General features: G+C 61.3%; 17 protein-coding genes. 14 read left to right on the top strand and 3 right to left on the bottom strand.

What is annotated here, in order from left to right:
• The first annotated feature begins 9 nt into the window (after positions 1–9).
• Positions 10–363: a helix-turn-helix domain-containing protein gene (locus PW789_RS19100; RefSeq protein ID WP_299379884.1), complete on the top strand. Its 354-nt coding sequence runs from the start codon at positions 10–12 to the stop codon at positions 361–363.
• A 27-nt stretch (positions 364–390) separates the two neighbouring features.
• On the opposite strand, the gene PW789_RS19095 is transcribed toward PW789_RS19100, so the two are convergent.
• Both PW789_RS19095 and PW789_RS19090 read right to left on the bottom strand, forming a co-directional pair.
• The gene (locus PW789_RS19095) at positions 391–993 is read right to left on the bottom strand and encodes a cupin (protein ID WP_299379881.1); all 603 of its coding nucleotides are present in this window, start codon (positions 991–993) and stop codon (positions 391–393) included.
• An 83-nt stretch (positions 994–1,076) separates the two neighbouring features.
• On the bottom strand, positions 1,077–1,799 hold the full coding sequence (locus tag PW789_RS19090) for a DNA-3-methyladenine glycosylase (protein WP_299380381.1): 723 nt from the start codon (positions 1,797–1,799) through the stop codon (positions 1,077–1,079).
• A gap of 540 nt (positions 1,800–2,339) precedes the next feature.
• Here PW789_RS19090 and PW789_RS19085 point away from each other — a divergent pair.
• The 6 genes from PW789_RS19085 to PW789_RS19065 all read left to right on the top strand — a co-directional run bounded on the left by PW789_RS19085 (position 2,340) and on the right by PW789_RS19065 (position 9,081).
• Positions 2,340–2,849 (top strand): cytochrome c3 family protein, encoded by a 510-nt coding sequence (locus PW789_RS19085; protein WP_367182593.1) that lies wholly within the window; start codon positions 2,340–2,342, stop codon positions 2,847–2,849.
• Positions 2,734–3,117 carry a cytochrome c3 family protein gene (locus tag PW789_RS20250; RefSeq protein WP_367182592.1) on the top strand — a complete coding sequence of 128 codons (384 nt, stop codon included), beginning with the start codon at positions 2,734–2,736 and terminating at the stop codon, positions 3,115–3,117. The genes PW789_RS19085 and PW789_RS20250 overlap by 116 nt, the downstream gene beginning before the upstream one ends.
• Positions 3,118–3,223: 106 nt before the next feature.
• Positions 3,224–6,352, top strand: a complete 3,129-nt coding sequence (locus PW789_RS19080) for a TAT-variant-translocated molybdopterin oxidoreductase (RefSeq protein ID WP_299379878.1) — start codon at positions 3,224–3,226, stop codon at positions 6,350–6,352.
• Positions 6,353–7,783, top strand: a complete 1,431-nt coding sequence (gene nrfD, locus PW789_RS19075; protein ID WP_299379875.1) for an NrfD/PsrC family molybdoenzyme membrane anchor subunit — start codon at positions 6,353–6,355, stop codon at positions 7,781–7,783.
• Between the two features lies 1 nt (position 7,784).
• On the top strand, positions 7,785–8,327 hold the full coding sequence (locus PW789_RS19070; RefSeq protein WP_299379872.1) for a DUF3341 domain-containing protein: 543 nt from the start codon (positions 7,785–7,787) through the stop codon (positions 8,325–8,327).
• An 82-nt stretch (positions 8,328–8,409) separates the two neighbouring features.
• Positions 8,410–9,081, top strand: a complete 672-nt coding sequence (locus PW789_RS19065; RefSeq protein ID WP_299379868.1) for a cytochrome c — start codon at positions 8,410–8,412, stop codon at positions 9,079–9,081.
• A gap of 54 nt (positions 9,082–9,135) precedes the next feature.
• On the opposite strand, the gene PW789_RS19060 is transcribed toward PW789_RS19065, so the two are convergent.
• Positions 9,136–9,774, bottom strand: a complete 639-nt coding sequence (locus tag PW789_RS19060) for a hypothetical protein (protein WP_299379865.1) — start codon at positions 9,772–9,774, stop codon at positions 9,136–9,138.
• Between PW789_RS19060 and PW789_RS19055 the strand changes: the two genes are divergently transcribed.
• From PW789_RS19055 to PW789_RS19025, 7 genes are all read left to right on the top strand, one after another.
• Positions 9,743–10,450 carry a hypothetical protein gene (locus tag PW789_RS19055; RefSeq protein WP_299379862.1) on the top strand — a complete coding sequence of 236 codons (708 nt, stop codon included), beginning with the start codon at positions 9,743–9,745 and terminating at the stop codon, positions 10,448–10,450. The two genes, PW789_RS19060 and PW789_RS19055, sit on opposite strands and share 32 nt — an antisense overlap.
• Positions 10,440–11,108: a hypothetical protein gene (locus PW789_RS19050; RefSeq protein ID WP_299379859.1), complete on the top strand. Its 669-nt coding sequence runs from the start codon at positions 10,440–10,442 to the stop codon at positions 11,106–11,108. The genes PW789_RS19055 and PW789_RS19050 overlap by 11 nt, the downstream gene beginning before the upstream one ends.
• Before the next feature lie 74 nt (positions 11,109–11,182).
• Positions 11,183–12,076, top strand: coding sequence for an SCO family protein (locus tag PW789_RS19045; protein WP_299379856.1), 894 nt, complete (start codon positions 11,183–11,185; stop codon positions 12,074–12,076).
• 9 nt (positions 12,077–12,085) lie between these two features.
• Positions 12,086–13,132, top strand: a complete 1,047-nt coding sequence (coxB, locus tag PW789_RS19040) for a cytochrome c oxidase subunit II (RefSeq protein ID WP_299379853.1) — start codon at positions 12,086–12,088, stop codon at positions 13,130–13,132.
• Positions 13,129–14,796: a cytochrome c oxidase subunit I gene (ctaD, locus tag PW789_RS19035; protein WP_299379850.1), complete on the top strand. Its 1,668-nt coding sequence runs from the start codon at positions 13,129–13,131 to the stop codon at positions 14,794–14,796. Before coxB ends, ctaD begins: the two co-directional genes overlap by 4 nt.
• Positions 14,789–15,547 (top strand): cytochrome c oxidase subunit 3 family protein, encoded by a 759-nt coding sequence (locus tag PW789_RS19030; RefSeq protein ID WP_299379847.1) that lies wholly within the window; start codon positions 14,789–14,791, stop codon positions 15,545–15,547. The genes ctaD and PW789_RS19030 overlap by 8 nt, the downstream gene beginning before the upstream one ends.
• Positions 15,548–15,568: 21 nt before the next feature.
• Entirely contained in the window at positions 15,569–15,907 is a 339-nt protein-coding gene (locus tag PW789_RS19025) for a cytochrome C oxidase subunit IV family protein (RefSeq protein ID WP_299379844.1), read from the top strand.
• The last annotated feature ends 148 nt before the right edge of the window (positions 15,908–16,055 follow it).

Raw genomic sequence — 16,055 nt, 5'->3', positions numbered from 1 at the left:
GGCGGTGGCATGAAAAGGAATAAAGACTACACCTGCGCACTGGGCTGCCCGGTCGAAGCGACACTCGACCTGATCGACGGCAAGTGGAAGGGCGTCATCCTCTACCACCTGCTCAACGACGGCATGCTCCGCTTCAACGAGCTGCGCCGCCGGCTCACCGGCATCACCCAGCGCACGCTCACCAAGCAGCTACGGGAGCTGGAGGAGTGCGGCCTGATCACACGCACCGTCTACGCCGAGGTGCCGCCGCGCGTCGAGTACCGCCTCTCCAGCCGCGGTCACTCGCTTGAGCCGGTCGTCCGCTCGCTGCAGCTCTGGGGCGAAAATTATCTCGTGGAGCGGTCGCAGAAGCAGGTCGCATAGCCTTCTTGCGGATGCATAAAAGCAGAATCAGGCCCGCTTCCACAGTTTCGTCAGCGCGCCGTCCACCCCGCTCACCGGATCAGTTGCGGGAAACGGAAGGCCGCGCATCCGTTCCGTCATCGCAGCGGTCGGCGCCGTCCGGCAGATGTCCCAATCCTGCCCCACCGGATACGCGCCCACCACAAGAAAATCCGAGCTGGCCTCGATGCGGCAGTGTCCCGTGCCGGTGGGCAGAACCACAACATCGCCGCCCTTCACGCGCACCTCGCGGCCATTCGGTCCTCCCAGCATGATGCGCGCGTCTCCCGCCGCAAAGCCCAGCACCTCGTGTGCGGTCGAGTGATAGTGATGAAAGTCGTACACGCCGTTGCGCCACTGCGCCGGCCACCCGTTCTTCTGAAAGATGCGCTCAAATGCCGCCGCCATCTCCGACGACGACCCCTTGCCCGCCCCGTGATAGTGCAGCACCGGCAGGGAACTGTTGTTTGGCATCCAGTCATTGCGGCTCAGCGTGAATGACTCCGGCTGCGCGGGCGCCGCCAGCGCAGTCGGTCCAGCCAGCGAGCCTGCGCCCGCCAGTCCCAGCAGGGAGATCATCCGGTTGAACTCGCGGCGGTCCATCGCTGACATCGGTCGGCCCTCCCGTCTCCTTCAGCCTTTGACGCCTTTGACGCAGTAAGAGCAGCCAGCCGTTCCGGCGATTGCCGTCGCGACTACGCCTTTGCCCCCGGCAACACCATCTTGCCGCTGGCCAGGTCGCAGGCGCGCCACAGGTACCAGCTTGCGATGGAGCGCCAGGGCCCCCACTTCTTCGCCCGTCGGTGCATCGTCTCCGCATTGGGCAGGTCGGAAGGCTCGACCTTCTTCTCCGGCTTCAGCCCCTGAAAGGTCAGCGCGAATCCCTTGCGCACGCCGTAGTCGGTGACCGGGAAGACGTCCGGACGCCCCAGGCGGAACATGAGCAGCATCTCGACCGTCCAGCGGCCGATGCCGCGCACCTGCGTCAGGTGGTCGATGACGTCCTCATCCGCCATCCTCCGGATGCGTTCCAGAGTGGGAACGGTGCCGTCGATCGTCTTGGCGGCGAGGTCGCGCAACGCCAGCATCTTGTTCTTCGAGAGCCCGGCGGCGCGCAGCTGCTCGTTCGGGCAGTCCAGCAGATGTTGCGCCGTGGGATGGACACCCGGCCCCAGCAGCTCCTCAAAGCTGTCGAGCAGGCGCCGGTGAATCGTCGCCGCCGCCTTGCCGTGCAGCTGCTGGTAGATGATCGACTCCACCAGAGCCTCAAATGGCGACAAGCCGCTGGAGACGCGCAGCGTAAACGGTCCGGCACGTTCGATCAGGCGTCCCAGCTTGGGGTCTGCGGCAGTGAGATGGGCGATGGCCGCCGCGGCATCGTAACGCGGCGCGCGCGGTGTGGCGCTGGGGCGAGGCATGTCGATGACGGTATCAGAAGAAGGAACCTCAGTATGAAGAACGATGGCATCGCGGTGATCGGTGTCACAGAAGATCTGTCCGGCGATCGTCCAGTCTCGCGTAAGGTGAACAGCCCCTGCGGGTTGCACTAAAAATGCTGCAACAGGGGCAACTCCAAAATCGGACTCTTTTGGTGCGGATTTACAAGGGGGATACCTTTCGGGCAGGGTAGATATTGTGGTGCGCAGAGTCTGTCGTGCGGCGACGCACGAGATGTTGTGCAGGCTCGAAAAACGGGCGGCTCCGGTGGGTTCGATAATCGGATGTTGCAGGTGAAAAATCAGTTGCGAGTATCGGTCAGTGCACGAGGAATGACTTTTTCCACTGCTATACTCAAGACCTCAGAGAGTTAAAAATCAGGCTGAAGTGTGAAATTGGATGCCTGAAAGGCCGATTGGGACATTGATCGGCTCGACAAAGTTTAGAACGAAACCCTTGAATCCCTTCTCGACCTGTTAGACGGAAGCCAGGCGAACCAGAGAGGAAGCAGGAAAGCACTCATGGCGCAAGTTTTTGACCGCAGTTCGAACGCGCTGGCTCGGATGAGCCTGGTTTTGACGGGCCTTATCGTCATCGCGCTCGGCGTAGCCCTCGACCAGCTTCAGCGATCTCCCTGGGTCACCAAGCAGGGCCAGCGGCCGGACCAGCCGATTCCATTCAGCCACAAGCACCACGTTGAGGGTGTTGGCCTGCAGTGCCAGTACTGTCACGTGCAGGTGGAGAAGGCGGCCTATGCCGGCATTCCGCCGACCAAGACCTGCATCAACTGCCACGCGCAGATCTGGACCAATGCCGATTATCTCGAGCCGGTTCGCCAGAGCTGGGCGACGGGCGCGTCGATCCAGTGGATCCGCGTTCACGACCTTCCGGACTTATGTCTACTTCAATCACGACATCCACGTAAACAAAGGCATCGGCTGCGCAAGCTGTCATGGCCGTGTCGACGAGATGCCGCTGATGTACCAGGAAAACACGCTGCAGATGGAGTGGTGCCTGAACTGCCACCGTAATCCTGCCGCGAACCTCCGTCCGACCTCCGAGATCTACAACATGGCCTGGGCAGGGCCGACCAGCACCAAGCCGGTCGTCTGCACCAGCTCCACCAAGGGTGGACCCACGGCACAGAACGTCAGCTGCGAGGTTACGACCGAAGAGGCTGCCGTACCGGCTGGATACACCAGGTTCACCAGTCAGATCGAGCTGGGTAAGTACCTCACGGCGCAGTATCACATTCGCACCCCGAATGAGCTCGCCAGCTGCGAGACGTGCCACCGATGAAGCGGAACGGCATAACAACGAGTGGGATAGGAACAGAAGACACGATGGCAGAGACAAATTCACTGGCGGCAGGTATGGCGCAGGCTGAGGCGGGTGCAAGAAGAAGTTGACCCTGGCCGAGGTTCAGGCCAGGCTCGATGGCAAGACCGGGCGACGCTTCTGGAAGAACCTCGACGAGCTGGCAGCGACGCCGGAGTTCCACGACCTGATGCAGGAAGAGTTCCCGCGTCAGCATGGTGCGGGTGAGTGGGTTGACCCGGTCTCGCGCCGCGGCTTCCTCAAGGTCATGGGCGCTTCGTTCGCTCTGGCCGGTCTCGCCGGTTGCACCAAGCAGCCCGACGAGCCCATCTACCCTTACGTCAAGCAGCCTGAAGATCTGGTTCTGGGCAAGGCGATGTACTTCGCCTCGGCCTATCCGTTCTCCACCGGCGCGATCCCGGTTCTGGTCAAGTCCGAGTCCTTCCGCCCCATCAAGGTGAACGGTAATCCCGAGCACCCTGCTTCCGGCGGCGCGGCGGACACCTTTACCCAGTCCACCCTGCTCGACCTGTACGATCCGGACCGCTCGCAGCATGTTCTCTTCCGCGGCCAGACCTCCAGCTTCTCGCAGTTCCAGGACGCCTTCCTTGAGGCGGTCACGGCGCTGCCCGGCGGCCAGGGTCTCTACTTCCTCAGCGAGACGGTGACCTCTCCGACGCTGGCGGCACAGTGGAAGCAGGTACAGGCCAAGTATCCGCAGGCCAAGTTCGTGCAGTGGGAGCCGGTCAATCAGGACAGCTCGCGCGCGGCCTCCAAGGCTGCCTTCGGCACCTACACCGACGCACGCTACAAGCTTGAGGATGCCGACATCATCCTCGCTCTCGATGCGGACTTCCTCGGCGGCATCAATCAGCCCGGCTTCCTGCCGCTGACCGCTGCCTGGGGCGAGCGCCACATGTACGAAGAGGGCAAGAAGATGAACCGCCTCTACGCGGTGGAGTCGATGCCCACGACGACCGGCATGCGCGCCGAGCATCGCCTCGGCCTGCGTCCCAGCCAGATCGAAGGCTTCGCCGATGCGCTGGTCTACGGCATCGCACCTTCGTGGCTCAACGAGGATCAGAAGAAGTTCTTCAACGTCATGCTGGCCGATCTCAAGAAGAACTCCGGCCGCTGCGTTGTCATTCCCGGCGAGCAGTCGCCCGCTTCGGTTCACGCCGCCGCCTACGCGCTCAACACGCTGCTGGGCGCGGTCGGCAAGACGGTCGTCTACACCGAGACGGTCAACCCCATGCCCACCGAGCAGACGCCCGAGTTCAAGGCGCTGATCGGGGACATGAAGGCTGGCAAGGTGCAGTGGCTGGTTGTACTGGGCGCCAACCCCGTGTACAGCGCCCCTGTCGACCTCGGCTTCGCCGAGGCCTTCAATAAGATTCCGGTCACGGTCCACCTCGGATCGCACGTCGATGAGACGGGCTCGATCTCGACCTGGCACCTCAACCGCGCGCACTATCTGGAGAGCTGGTCGGATGCCCGTGCTTATGACGGCACCCTCTCGATCGTCCAGCCGATGATCGATCCGCTCTACGGCGGCAAGAGTTCGCACGAGGTACTGCAGACCCTGCTGGCGGACCCCAAGGCCTCGTCTTACGACGTGGTCGTCGCCAGCGCCAAGACCTACATGAAGGGCGACTTCGCCACCAGCTGGCGCAAGGCGCTGCACGATGGCTGGGTGGCCGATACGGCCTTCGCGCCGAAGGCCGGCGTTCCGGCCCGCGTGACCGCCTTCCCGGCGGGCAAGCCCTCGACCTCCGGTATTGAGATCGCCTTCCGGCCTGACCCGACACTTTACGACGGTCGCTTCGCCAACATCGGCTGGCTGCAGGAGCTTCCCAAGCCGATCACCAATCTGAGCTGGGATAACGCCGCTCTGATGAGCATCAACACGATGGCTCAGCTCAAGGCGGAGGAGACCAACTTCATCGAGATCGAGCTGAACGGCCGCAAGGTCAAGGCTCCGGTCCTGATGGCTCCCGGTCACCCCGATGGCGTCATCACCATCCACCTCGGCTTCGGCCGCGGCGTGGAGGCGGGTCGCGTCGCTGCGGATGTGGGCTTCAATGCCTACTCCATCCGCACGTCGGACGCGCTTTCGGTCGCCTCCGGCGGTTCGGCCAAGGTCATCGACGGCAGCTACTACGATCTCTGCGTCACCAAGGTGCACAATACGGAGCACCGCGGCGCCTTCGCGCAGCACGATCTCGAGAAGCCTGAGTACGACACGCAGGGCACGTTCTCCATGGCTGGCCACGAGGCGATGGAGCGCTCCATCATCCGTTACGCCACGGTTGAAGAGGCAGAGAAGAATCCGAAGTTTGCCGAAGAGGGTGCCAGCGGCACGCTCGTCAACAAGGTCGGATATGGCCCGCAGGGTGAGGACCCCCGCCACGGCGATCCCGGCTGGGACTCGAAGAAGGAAGTGGACCTCAGCTTCTTCCCCGAGGCATGGAAGTACGACAAGGTCGATCCTTCGAGCCTGAAGCTGCAGAACGCATGGGGTATGTCGATCGACATGAACTCCTGCTTCGGCTGCAACGCCTGCGTCATCAGCTGCTACGCCGAGAACAATATCCCGGTTGTAGGCCGCGAGCAGGTCAAGGTCGGCCGCAACATGCAGTGGCTGCGTATCGACACCTACTTCGAGGGCGACCTCAACGCGCCCAAGGCGCACTTCCAGCCGATGGCCTGCCAGCACTGCGAGAACGCAGGCTGCGAGCAGGTCTGCCCGGTTGGAGCCACGGTCCACTCTCCGGAAGGCCTGAACCTGATGGTCTACAACCGCTGCGTGGGTACAAGGTACTGCTCCAACAACTGCCCGTACAAGGTGCGCCGGTTCAACTTCCTGCTGTACTCGGACTACGACACCGAGAGCCTCAAGTTCATGCGTAACCCCGACGTCAGCGTCCGTTCGCGCGGCGTCATGGAGAAGTGCACGTACTGTGTGCAGCGCATCATGTCGGCGAAGATCACCGCCGACAAGGAGAACCGCGAGATCCGCGACGGCGAGATCGTGACGGCCTGCCAGGAGGCATGCCCGACCGGTTCCATCTCGTTCGGCAACATCAACGACAAGAACAGCAAAGTTGCCAAGCGTAAGGCCGCGGAGCGTGACTACTCGGTGCTGGGCGACCTCAATTACCGCCCACGCACAACCTACACGGCTGGCGTCATCAACCCGAACCCGGAGCTGGCATAAATGGCGACCAAACAACCCATCAATGACCCGATGATCGATCCGCGGACCGGCGAGTACGCGGTCATCGCCCCGGGCCACAACTTCAAGTCGGTGACGCAGAAGATCGCGGGCCTGGTGCTGACCGGAAACACGCCGCTGGCCTGGTTTGGCGGCCTGGTCTTCGCCGGAGGCATCGCCTCCCTGGTTGTGGTCGCACTTACCTGGCTGGTGCTCAAGGGCGTCGGCATCTGGGGTGTCACCATGCCGGGTGCATGGGGCTTCGCCATCATCAACTTCGTCTGGTGGATCGGTATCGGTCACGCCGGCACGCTGATCTCCGCCATTCTGCTGCTCTTCAAGCAGACGTGGCGTAACTCGATCAACCGCTTCGCCGAGGCGATGACGATCTTCGCCGTGGTCTGCGCCGGTATGTTCCCGCTGATCCACGTCGGCCGTCCATGGCTGGGTTACTGGCTCTTCCCGTACCCCAACACCATGAACGTCTGGCCGCAGTGGCGTTCGCCGCTGGCCTGGGACGTCTTCGCCGTGTCCACCTACGCGACCATCTCGATCGTCTTCTGGTACATCGGCATGATCCCGGACTTCGGCACCCTGCGCGATCGCGCGACCCTGCCGCTGGCCCGCTACTTCTATGGCATGCTGTCGCTCGGCTGGCGCGGTTCCACCCGCCACTGGATTCGCTACGAGACAGCCTCGTTGCTTCTTGCCGGTCTTTCGACGCCGCTGGTGCTCTCGGTGCACACCGTCATCAGCTTCGACTTCGCGGTCGCGGCTCTGGCTGGATGGCACACGACGATCTTCCCGCCGTACTTCGTTGCAGGCGCCGTGTACTCCGGCTTCGCGATGGTGCTCACCCTGGCCATCCCGATCCGCAAGTGGTACCACATGGAAGATCTGGTCACCGAGCGTCACCTCGACAACATGGCGAAGGTCATGCTGGCGACGGGTTCGATCGTGGCCTACGGTTACGGCATGGAGGTCTTCATGAGCTGGTATTCGGCCAGCCATTGGGAGTTCTTCATGATGTGGAACCGCATGTTCGGTCCGCTGGGCTGGGGCTACTGGATGCTCATCCTGACCAACATCGCGATCCCGCTGACCACGCTGTGGAGCCGCAAGCTCCGGGTGAACGTGACCTGGCTGTTCATCCTGTCCATCATCGTGAACATCGGTATGTGGTTCGAGCGCTTCGTCATCGTCGTCACCTCGCTCTACCGCGACTACCTGCCGTCGAGCTGGGGTACGTACCGTGCCACCAAGTGGGACTACATGTTGTTCATCGGAACCTGGGGCCTGTTCACCTGCCTGTTCCTGTTGTTCGTCCGCTTCCTCCCGATCATTCCGATGTCGGAGATCAGGATGATGCTGCCGCAGACCAAGATCACGCGTGGCGGTCCTACCGCTGAAACCGTAAGCGAGGAGATGAGCTAATATGCCGCGCAAGGAAGGAATCTACGGCCTGATTGCGGAGTTCAACACTCCAAGCGAGCTGGTGCAGGCGACCGAAGAGGCCCGCACTGCAGGCTACCGTCGCATGGAGGCCTACACGCCTTATCCGGTGGAGGAGGTAGCCGAAGCGCTGCACTTCCACAAGAACCGTGTGCCTCTGCTCTGCCTGCTGGGCGGTCTCATGGGACTCACCACGGCTTACCTCATGGAGACCTGGATCGCGGTCTATGCCTATCCGCTGAATATTGCGGGCCGCCCGCTCTTCAGCTGGCCGGCGTTCATCATCCCGGCCTATGAGTGGACCATTCTCTTTGCCGGTCTTTCGGCCGGCTTCGGCATGATCGCGCTGAACGGACTTCCGCAGCTCTATCATCCGCTCTTCAATGCTCCAAACTTCCGGAACGGAGCGACCACGGACAAGTTCTTCCTTTGTCTCGAGTCCACCGATCCGAAGTTTTCGCTCACCGAGACCCGGGCGTTCCTCGAGCGGTTTCACGCGGTCTCCGTGGTGGAGGTGGATTATTAATACGCGACGTCCCAACGCGAGGCTGACCGTTGCCGCACTGGCGACGATCACGCTGGCCGCGACGCTTGGCTGCCGTCAGGATATGCATGACCAGCCCAAGTTCTTCCCGCAGCGCGGAACGACCCTGTTCGCCGACGGCCGCTCCGTCCGCCCGCAGGTGGAGAACACGGTAGCCCGTAACCAGGCTCACCCGGATTCGTACTTCGCGACCGGCCTGGTCGACGGCAAGGAAGGCGACGGCCTGCCGTTTGCCGCAACTCCGGCCGTCCTCGAGCGCGGCCAGGAACGCTATAACGTCTATTGCACCCCCTGCCACTCGCGCGTCGGTAACGGCGAAGGCATGGTGGTTCTCCGCGGCTACGCCAAGGCCGGCGACTTCCATACCGCCCGCCTGCGCCAGGCCCCGCTGGGACACTTCTTTCACGTGATCAGCAACGGCTACGGTGCCATGCCCGACTACGCGGCACAGGTGACCCCCGCTGATCGCTGGGCCATCGTGGCCTACATCCGCGCCCTGCAGCTGAGCCAGAATGCCCAGACTGCGGACGTCCCTGCCGGCCAGCATGTGCAGCCGCTCAAGGCGATCGCCGAGAGCGAGGGTCTGCCGGAGTCGTATGCCGCAGCGCCGACGCTGCCTGGCACCTCGGTAACCGGAACGCCCGACGGAAAACTCTTTGTCCTTCCTAATCCGGGAGGATCTTCGGCCCCGGCTGCAGTCAAGCCGCAAACAACTGGAGCAGCAACACAGCAGTAGACTCGGAAGCTTCCGAACGAAGGCCTGAAAAAGCATGTCACACGGACACGAACATCACGGAGAAGGACACGGACACGGGCCGAAGGTCCTTCCTGCATCGCTCGCCGCACCCGAAGAGCCGATCAAGGCCCTGGCAGGATGCGTCTGCTGATCGTCGGTGCACTCGCTGCCATCGTCTCGATCCTCGCCTTCGCGTGGAGCGACGAGGGACGCAACCACCTCATGCGCGCCTACCTGATGGGCTTTATGGTCGCCTTCGGCTTCGCCGGCGGTGGCTACTGCATGCTGATGCTGCAGTATGTCTCCGGCGGCAAGTGGGGACTGCTCCTCCGCCGTCCTCTGGAGGCGATGAGCCGCACCTTCAAGCTGGTGGCTATCCTCTTCATCCCCATCGTCTTCTTCGCCAAGCACCTGTACCAGTGGTTCGCCTTCCCCAACGCCCAGGCGACGATGCAGGCGTACAAGAACGGCCTGATGACCCAGGAACAGATGATGACGGCCAATGCCAAGCACACGATGCTGAATCCGACCGCCATGGTCGTTCAGGCCATCATCGTCTTCGGCATCATCGGCTTCACCGCCTTCCTGCTCAACCGCTGGTCGCTGCAGCGTGACGCCGACCCGGATGCAGGATACGCAGTCGAGCTTCGACTCCTGGCGCGTGAAGTTCGAGAACCTCTCCGGTATCAGCATCCTGATCTACGTCATCCTGCTCACCGATGCCTCGATCGTCTGGATCAAGTCGCTGGACGTGACCTGGTACTCCTCGATCTACGGCATTCAGTTCCTCGTCGGCCAGGGCTACCAGGTTCTGGCGCTCGGCATCCTTTCGGTCGTCCTGCTGTCGCGCTTCGAGCCGATGAAGACCCTGCTCCGCGGTACGGAACAGCACGATCTCGGCAAGCTGGCCTTCGCGTTCACGATGCTGAACATCTACTTCTGCTTCGCCGAGTTCCTGATCATCTGGTCGGGTAACGTACCGGACGAGCTGCCCTGGTACCTGGCGCGCATTCACGGCGGATGGTGGGTGATCTGCTCACTCGACTTTATCTGCCACTGGCTGATCCCGTTTGTTCTTCTGCTGTCGCGCGATCTGAAGCGCAACAAGTCGAAGATGATCGCTCTGACCTGCTGGATGATCTTTGCCCGCTGCCTCGACATGTTCTGGCTCATCGAGCCGAACTTCAAGGATGCCGCCGGCAATCTGCACCTGGCTGGAAACACTGGAATTCTCGCGTACATCACGGTTCCGGTTGCAGTTCTCTCGGTCTGGGGAGCTTTCTACCTGACCGAGCTGATGAAGCGGCCGCTGATGAACGTGAACGACCCGCACCTGGAAGAGATGCTGGAGCCCGAACATGCCCACTAACGATCACGAGCACAAATCCCATTACACCCCCGGTCACTCGGCGGATGATCCGGGCTACGAGATCTCTGACGTCAACGCTAATGGCGTGCTCGTCTTCATTTCCGGCTTGGTGGTCTTCCTGGTCGTCTTCTTTGCCTTCTGCTTCGTCATGGGTAAGGTGATCAACGGAGCCCTCATCAAGGCCGACGGCCCGGTGACCAAGTGGAACGAGATGGCGGGCGTAAAGACGACTCGTGAGCGCGAGAACCTGGCCAGCAACCCGGAGATGCAGCAGAAGGTTCTCCAGAAGCTGACCGACTCTTTCCCCACGCCCCGCATGGAGACCGATGACGGTCTGCAGCAGACCGCAGACCTGCACGCACGCGAAGACCTTATGCTCGAGCACTACTCCAGCGTGTCTGGCGAGGATGGCGTCCGTATCCCGATCGAGCGCGCGATGGAGCTGATCGCTCAGCGCGGCCTCCCGGTTCATGCCGAGGCGCCGAGCACCGAGAAGCTGATGGCCGGCGAGGCGGTTCCGGTCGTGACCGCACCGCTGACCGATGGCTTTGCGCGCACCGGCTACGAGCAGGATCAGATCGAAGAGCGTAAGCAGAAGATGGACTTCAGCAGGGCTGAGAACGCCGAGCACGCAGCACTTGCTCCGGTAAACAAGTAAGCCGCACGTAGAGCAACAGGCCGTACCGGTACAACAGGCGATTCAGGAAGCGAAGGCAGACGATGAGCGATTGGATGACAGCACGGAAGGTGGGACGGGTGGCAGTAGCCGCTCTGGCCTGCGCGTTCCTGTCGGCTCCGCTCACGGCGCAGGTTGCCAGCTACGCCGACAAGGCTTCGGGCGAGAACTCGGGAGATCAGCTGCCGCAGGTGCTGCAGAAGGTCGGCGTGACGCAGAAGCTGAATCAGCAGCTGCCTCTCGACGCGCAGTTTGTCGACGATACCGGCAAGACGGTTAAGCTTGGCGATTACTTCGGCAAGCACCCCGCCATCGTCACGCTGGTGTACTACAACTGCCCGATGCTCTGCTCGGAGGAGATGGACGGCCTGACCAGTGCGCTGGAGATGGTGCACCTTACGCCGGGCAAGGACTTCAACATCGTGGTGATCTCCATCGACCCGGCGGAGACGCCGGAGATGGCCGCCAAGAAGAAGGCCTTCTACCTGAAGCGCTACGGCCAACCTGAGACTGCCAACGGATGGCACTTTCTCACCGGCCAGCGCCAGGCCATCGACAAGGTGACCGACGCGGTTGGCTTTGGCTACGTCCGCGTCCCCGGTCCCGACGGCAGGCTGACGCAGTTCGCGCACGCCAGCTCGATCGAGGTGGTTACAAGCGAGGGCAAGCTGGCGCAGTACTACCTCGGCGTGGAGTACTCGCCGAAGGATATTTTGCTGGGGCTGATCGAGGCCTCGGACAACAAGATTGGGTCACCGGTCGCCAACATTCTCACCTACTGCTATCACTACGATCCGCAGACCAACAAGCATTCCCTGGTGATCGCGCGCGTGGTCCAGCTTGGGGGCATGGTGACGGTGGCAGGGCTGGGAGGCTTCATGTTTCTGATGTTCCGCAAGGACGCGAAGCTCGGACGTGACCACGATTTGACGAAGAAAGAGAATGGATAAAGGGTAACGATGCATATCAGTCCCGTACTGTGGCAATTTCTGGTGAAGTGGCTCAACGCTTCGGCGCTGTTCCCGCGCGAGGCGTCGACGATCGCTCCGTACACCGACGCGCTCTACTTCTTCCTGCTGCTGATCACCATCGTCGGCCTGACGCTGGTGGGTGCGCTGGTCTTTGGGTTCGCCATCCGCTACCGCAAGGAGCGCAGCCCCATCGCCACGCAGGTTGAGGGCTCGACGCTGCTCGAAGCGACCTGGACCATTATCCCGCTGGCGCTGTTCCTCATCTGCTTCGTCTGGGGCGCGCTGCTCTATTTCCGCATCTTCAATCCTCCGGCCAATGCGATGAACATCTACGTCGTCGGCAAGCAGTGGATGTGGAAGGCGGAGCACCAGGGCGGCCAGCACGAGATCAACTCGCTGCATGTTCCCACCGGCCAGCCCATCCAGCTGACGATGATCTCGCAGGACGTCTTCCACAGCTTCTCGATCCCCGACTTCCGCGTGAAGCGTGAAGTCATCCCGGGCCGCTATTCAACCGTCTGGTTCGAGGCGACGACACCCGGCACCTACCATATCTTCTGCACCCAGTACTGCGGCACCAAGCACTCCGGCATGATCGGCGAAGTCACCGTACTGACCCCGGATGATTACAAGAAGTGGACCGAGGAGTCGACCAGCGGCATGTCGCTGGCGCAGAACGGCGAGCGTCTCTTCGCCAGCATGGGCTGCAACTCCTGCCACTCCGGTTCGGCGACCTCCCGCGGTCCCAACCTGGCCAACGTCTACGGAAGTAAACTGAAGCTGGCCAACGGCAGCGAGGTTCTGGTCAACGAGGCCTTCCTCCGCGATACGATCCTCAACCCGTCGCAGCACGTTCCTGTGGGCTACGCGCCCATCATGCCCACCTACCAGGGGCAGATCAGCGAAGAGGGACTGATCGATCTGGTGGAATTCATTAAGTCCCTCAAGACGAACTATCGTGTGCAGCAGACGCTGACCACGTCGGAGTCCAACCAGGTGACTCCGCAAGATACCACGGGGGTGGTGAAGCCATGAGCGCAGCAACCATTGTGAATCTGCCGGATCAAAAGACGGCCGTAATCCCGAAGAAGAACTATATCAACGCTGAGGACGGCATCCTGAGCTGGCTGTTTACTGCCGACCACAAGCGGATCGCAATCCTGTACCTGATTTCGATCACCTTTTTCTTCCTCGTTGGCGGCACCTTTGCCGGCCTCATCCGCCTGGAGCTGCTGACGCCCCAGCCGGACCTGGTCGCCTCCGATACCTATAACAAGCTCTTCACGATGCATGGCATCGTCATGATCTTTCTGTTTCTGGTGCCTTCGATCCCCGCGACCCTCGGCAACTTCCTGATCCCGATCATGATCGGAACCAGAGATCTTGCGTTCCCCAAGATCAACTTGCTGAGCTGGTACCTGTACATGTTCGGCGCGATCTTCCTGTCGGCGGCCATCGTCCTCGGCGGTGTCGATACCGGCTGGACGTTCACCACGCCGCTCTCGACTCACTACCTGAACACGCACGTGGTCACGGCTGGGCTTGGGGTCTTCATCGTCGGATTCTCGTCGATCTTTACCGGCCTGAACTTTATCGTCACCATCCATCGCATGCGCGCCCCGGGAATGACCTGGTTCCGCCTGCCCCTGTTTGTCTGGTCGAACTATGCGGCTTCGGTCCTGATGGTTCTGGGCACTCCGGTTCTGGCGATCACCCTGGTGCTGGTGGTTCTTGAGCGCACGATCGGCATCGGCGTCTTCGATCCGACCAAGGGCGGCGATCCGCTGCTGTTCCAGCATCTGTTCTGGTTCTACTCGCACCCTGCCGTGTACATCATGATTCTGCCGGGGTTCGGCGTCATCTCCGAGGTCATGTCGACGTTTAGCCGCAAGCGCGTCTTCGGCTATTCGGCGGTCGCGTTCTCCTCCGTGGCGATCGCGCTGTTCGGCTTCTTTGTCTGGGCGCACCACATGTTCATCATGGGTGTCTCGAACTACTCGGCGCTCGTCTTCTCCCTGCTGACCATGCTTGTAGCTGTTCCGTCAGCGATCAAAGTCTTCAATTGGTCCTTCACGATGCAAAAGGGCTCGATCACCTTTGAGACCCCGATGCTCTATGCCCTGGCCTTCATCGGACTGTTCACCATCGGCGGTCTGACCGGCGTCTTCCTCGGTTCGCTCGGCATGGACATCCATCTCACCGAGACCTACTTCATCGTCGCGCACTTCCACTACGTGATGGTGGGCGGCATGCTGATGGCCTTCCTGGCAGGTCTGCACTTCTGGTGGCCGAAGTTGACGGGCCGGATGTACCCGGAGTCGATCTCGCAGCTTTCCGCGGTGACCAGCTTTATCGGGTTCAACCTGACCTTCATGCCGCAGTTTATGTTGGGCTATCTCGGCATGCCTCGTCGTTATCATTCCTATCCGCCGGAGTTCCAGGTGCTCAACGTCCTTTCGACGGCTGGCGCCACGGTTCTCGGATTTGGCTTCCTGATGCCGGTTCTGTACCTGCTCTGGTCGCTGAAATACGGCAAGATCGCGGGTAATAATCCCTGGCAGGCGACTGGCCTGGAATGGCAGATCCAGTCCCCGCCGCTGACCGAGAACTTCATCGAGATGCCCGTGATGGATCACGAGGCCTATGACTACGAGTGGCTTGCCCACAAGACGGAACAAGAGGTGACGACCGTTGGATAACGCGATCGTAGCGACACACGATACTCACGTAGAGGAGCACCACGTCGAACTGCCGCAGCTCCGTCATCACTTCGAGACGGAGGAGCAGCAGCGCGAAGCGGGTACCTTCGGCATGTGGCTGTTCCTGCTGACCGAAATCATGTTCTTCGGCGGTCTGTTCTTCGCCTACCTGCTCTACCGCAACTGGTACAACCCGGCCTTCGTCGCCGCGTCGAACCAGCTCAGCATTCCCCTGGGAACGGTAAACACGGCGGTGCTGATCAGCTCAGGCTTCTTCATGGCGCTGGGCGTCTGGGCAGCAGAGGTTCGCAAGAAGAGCCTGCTTGTCCTCTTCCTGATCCTCACCAACATCGCGGGTCTCGCCTTCCTTGGTGTCAAGGCCGTCGAGTACAAGGAGAAGTGGGATAAGCATCACATCCCCGGAGCCCACTTCGATATCACGGAGTTCGTCAATCCTCCGCTGAACCCCAAGACCGGCAAGCCTGTTGAAGAGCCGCTCTCGCCAGACATGGCGCAGAAGACCCAGCTCTTCTTCGTTCTGTACTTCGCCATGACCGGAATGCATGCGCTGCACATGGTCATCGGTATCGTGCTGCTGTTCTGGCTGACCTACAGGGCGAATCGAGGGGAGTTCACCGAAGGGTACGTCGCACCGATAGAAAACTTTGGCCTGTACTGGCACTTTGTCGATATTGTGTGGATCTTCCTCTTCCCGCTGCTCTATCTCATCAATCGACACCCCGGCACGTAGCCGCATTTATAGGAGAAGATCATGTCGTCTCAATACCATGACCCGGCAAACGTGACCAATCCGGAGCACTCTGAGCATCACATCATCGGCCCGGGCACCTATATCCTGGTCTACGTCTCGCTGCTCATCCTCACTGGTCTTACGGTGGCCGCGGCGTTTGTCGACCTCGGCATCCTCAACCCGGTTCTCGCCGTTGGCATCGCCTGCGTCAAGGGCACGGTCGTGATCCTGTTCTTCATGCACGTCTTCTATCAGTCCAAACTGATCAAGCTGACCGTCACCGCCGGCTTCTTCACCTTCCTGGTCCTGATCACCATGACGCTGAGCGACTACATGAGCCGCGCGTGGGGACTCTGGTAAACGAGCAAAAGCAGCCCTGTTCCAAATAAATGCGGCCCCTTCGAGGGCCGCATTTATCTGGCTGCGAAACAGCCCCGGAGATCGGCGGCGCACCGGGAGAGACGCTGCTGCAGCAAAGGTCCGAGCTTGCCCCATGGATAGCTTGCCC

Origin of the sequence: Edaphobacter sp., from assembly GCF_028283685.1 — a bacterium.
GTDB lineage: Bacteria > Acidobacteriota > Terriglobia > Terriglobales > Acidobacteriaceae > Edaphobacter.
Note: the sequence above shows the minus strand (reverse complement) of the source record. Positions and strands in the feature narration are given on the sequence as shown.

Bases quoted from the DNA above. Each gene is read 5' to 3' on its own strand.
- PW789_RS19100 (WP_299379884.1), top strand. From the start codon at position 10: ATGAAAAGGAATAAAGACTACACCTGCGCACTGGGCTGCCCGGTCGAA.
- PW789_RS19095 (WP_299379881.1), bottom strand. From the start codon at position 993: ATGTCAGCGATGGACCGCCGCGAGTTCAACCGGATGATCTCCCTGCTG.
- PW789_RS19090 (WP_299380381.1), bottom strand. From the start codon at position 1,799: ATGCCTCGCCCCAGCGCCACACCGCGCGCGCCGCGTTACGATGCCGCG.
- PW789_RS19085 (WP_367182593.1), top strand. From the start codon at position 2,340: ATGGCGCAAGTTTTTGACCGCAGTTCGAACGCGCTGGCTCGGATGAGC.
- nrfD (WP_299379875.1), top strand. From the start codon at position 6,353: ATGGCGACCAAACAACCCATCAATGACCCGATGATCGATCCGCGGACC.
- PW789_RS19070 (WP_299379872.1), top strand. From the start codon at position 7,785: ATGCCGCGCAAGGAAGGAATCTACGGCCTGATTGCGGAGTTCAACACT.
- PW789_RS19065 (WP_299379868.1), top strand. From the start codon at position 8,410: ATGCATGACCAGCCCAAGTTCTTCCCGCAGCGCGGAACGACCCTGTTC.
- PW789_RS19060 (WP_299379865.1), bottom strand. From the start codon at position 9,774: ATGCTGATACCGGAGAGGTTCTCGAACTTCACGCGCCAGGAGTCGAAG.
- PW789_RS19050 (WP_299379859.1), top strand. From the start codon at position 10,440: ATGCCCACTAACGATCACGAGCACAAATCCCATTACACCCCCGGTCAC.
- PW789_RS19045 (WP_299379856.1), top strand. From the start codon at position 11,183: ATGACAGCACGGAAGGTGGGACGGGTGGCAGTAGCCGCTCTGGCCTGC.
- coxB (WP_299379853.1), top strand. From the start codon at position 12,086: ATGCATATCAGTCCCGTACTGTGGCAATTTCTGGTGAAGTGGCTCAAC.
- ctaD (WP_299379850.1), top strand. From the start codon at position 13,129: ATGAGCGCAGCAACCATTGTGAATCTGCCGGATCAAAAGACGGCCGTA.
- PW789_RS19025 (WP_299379844.1), top strand. From the start codon at position 15,569: ATGTCGTCTCAATACCATGACCCGGCAAACGTGACCAATCCGGAGCAC.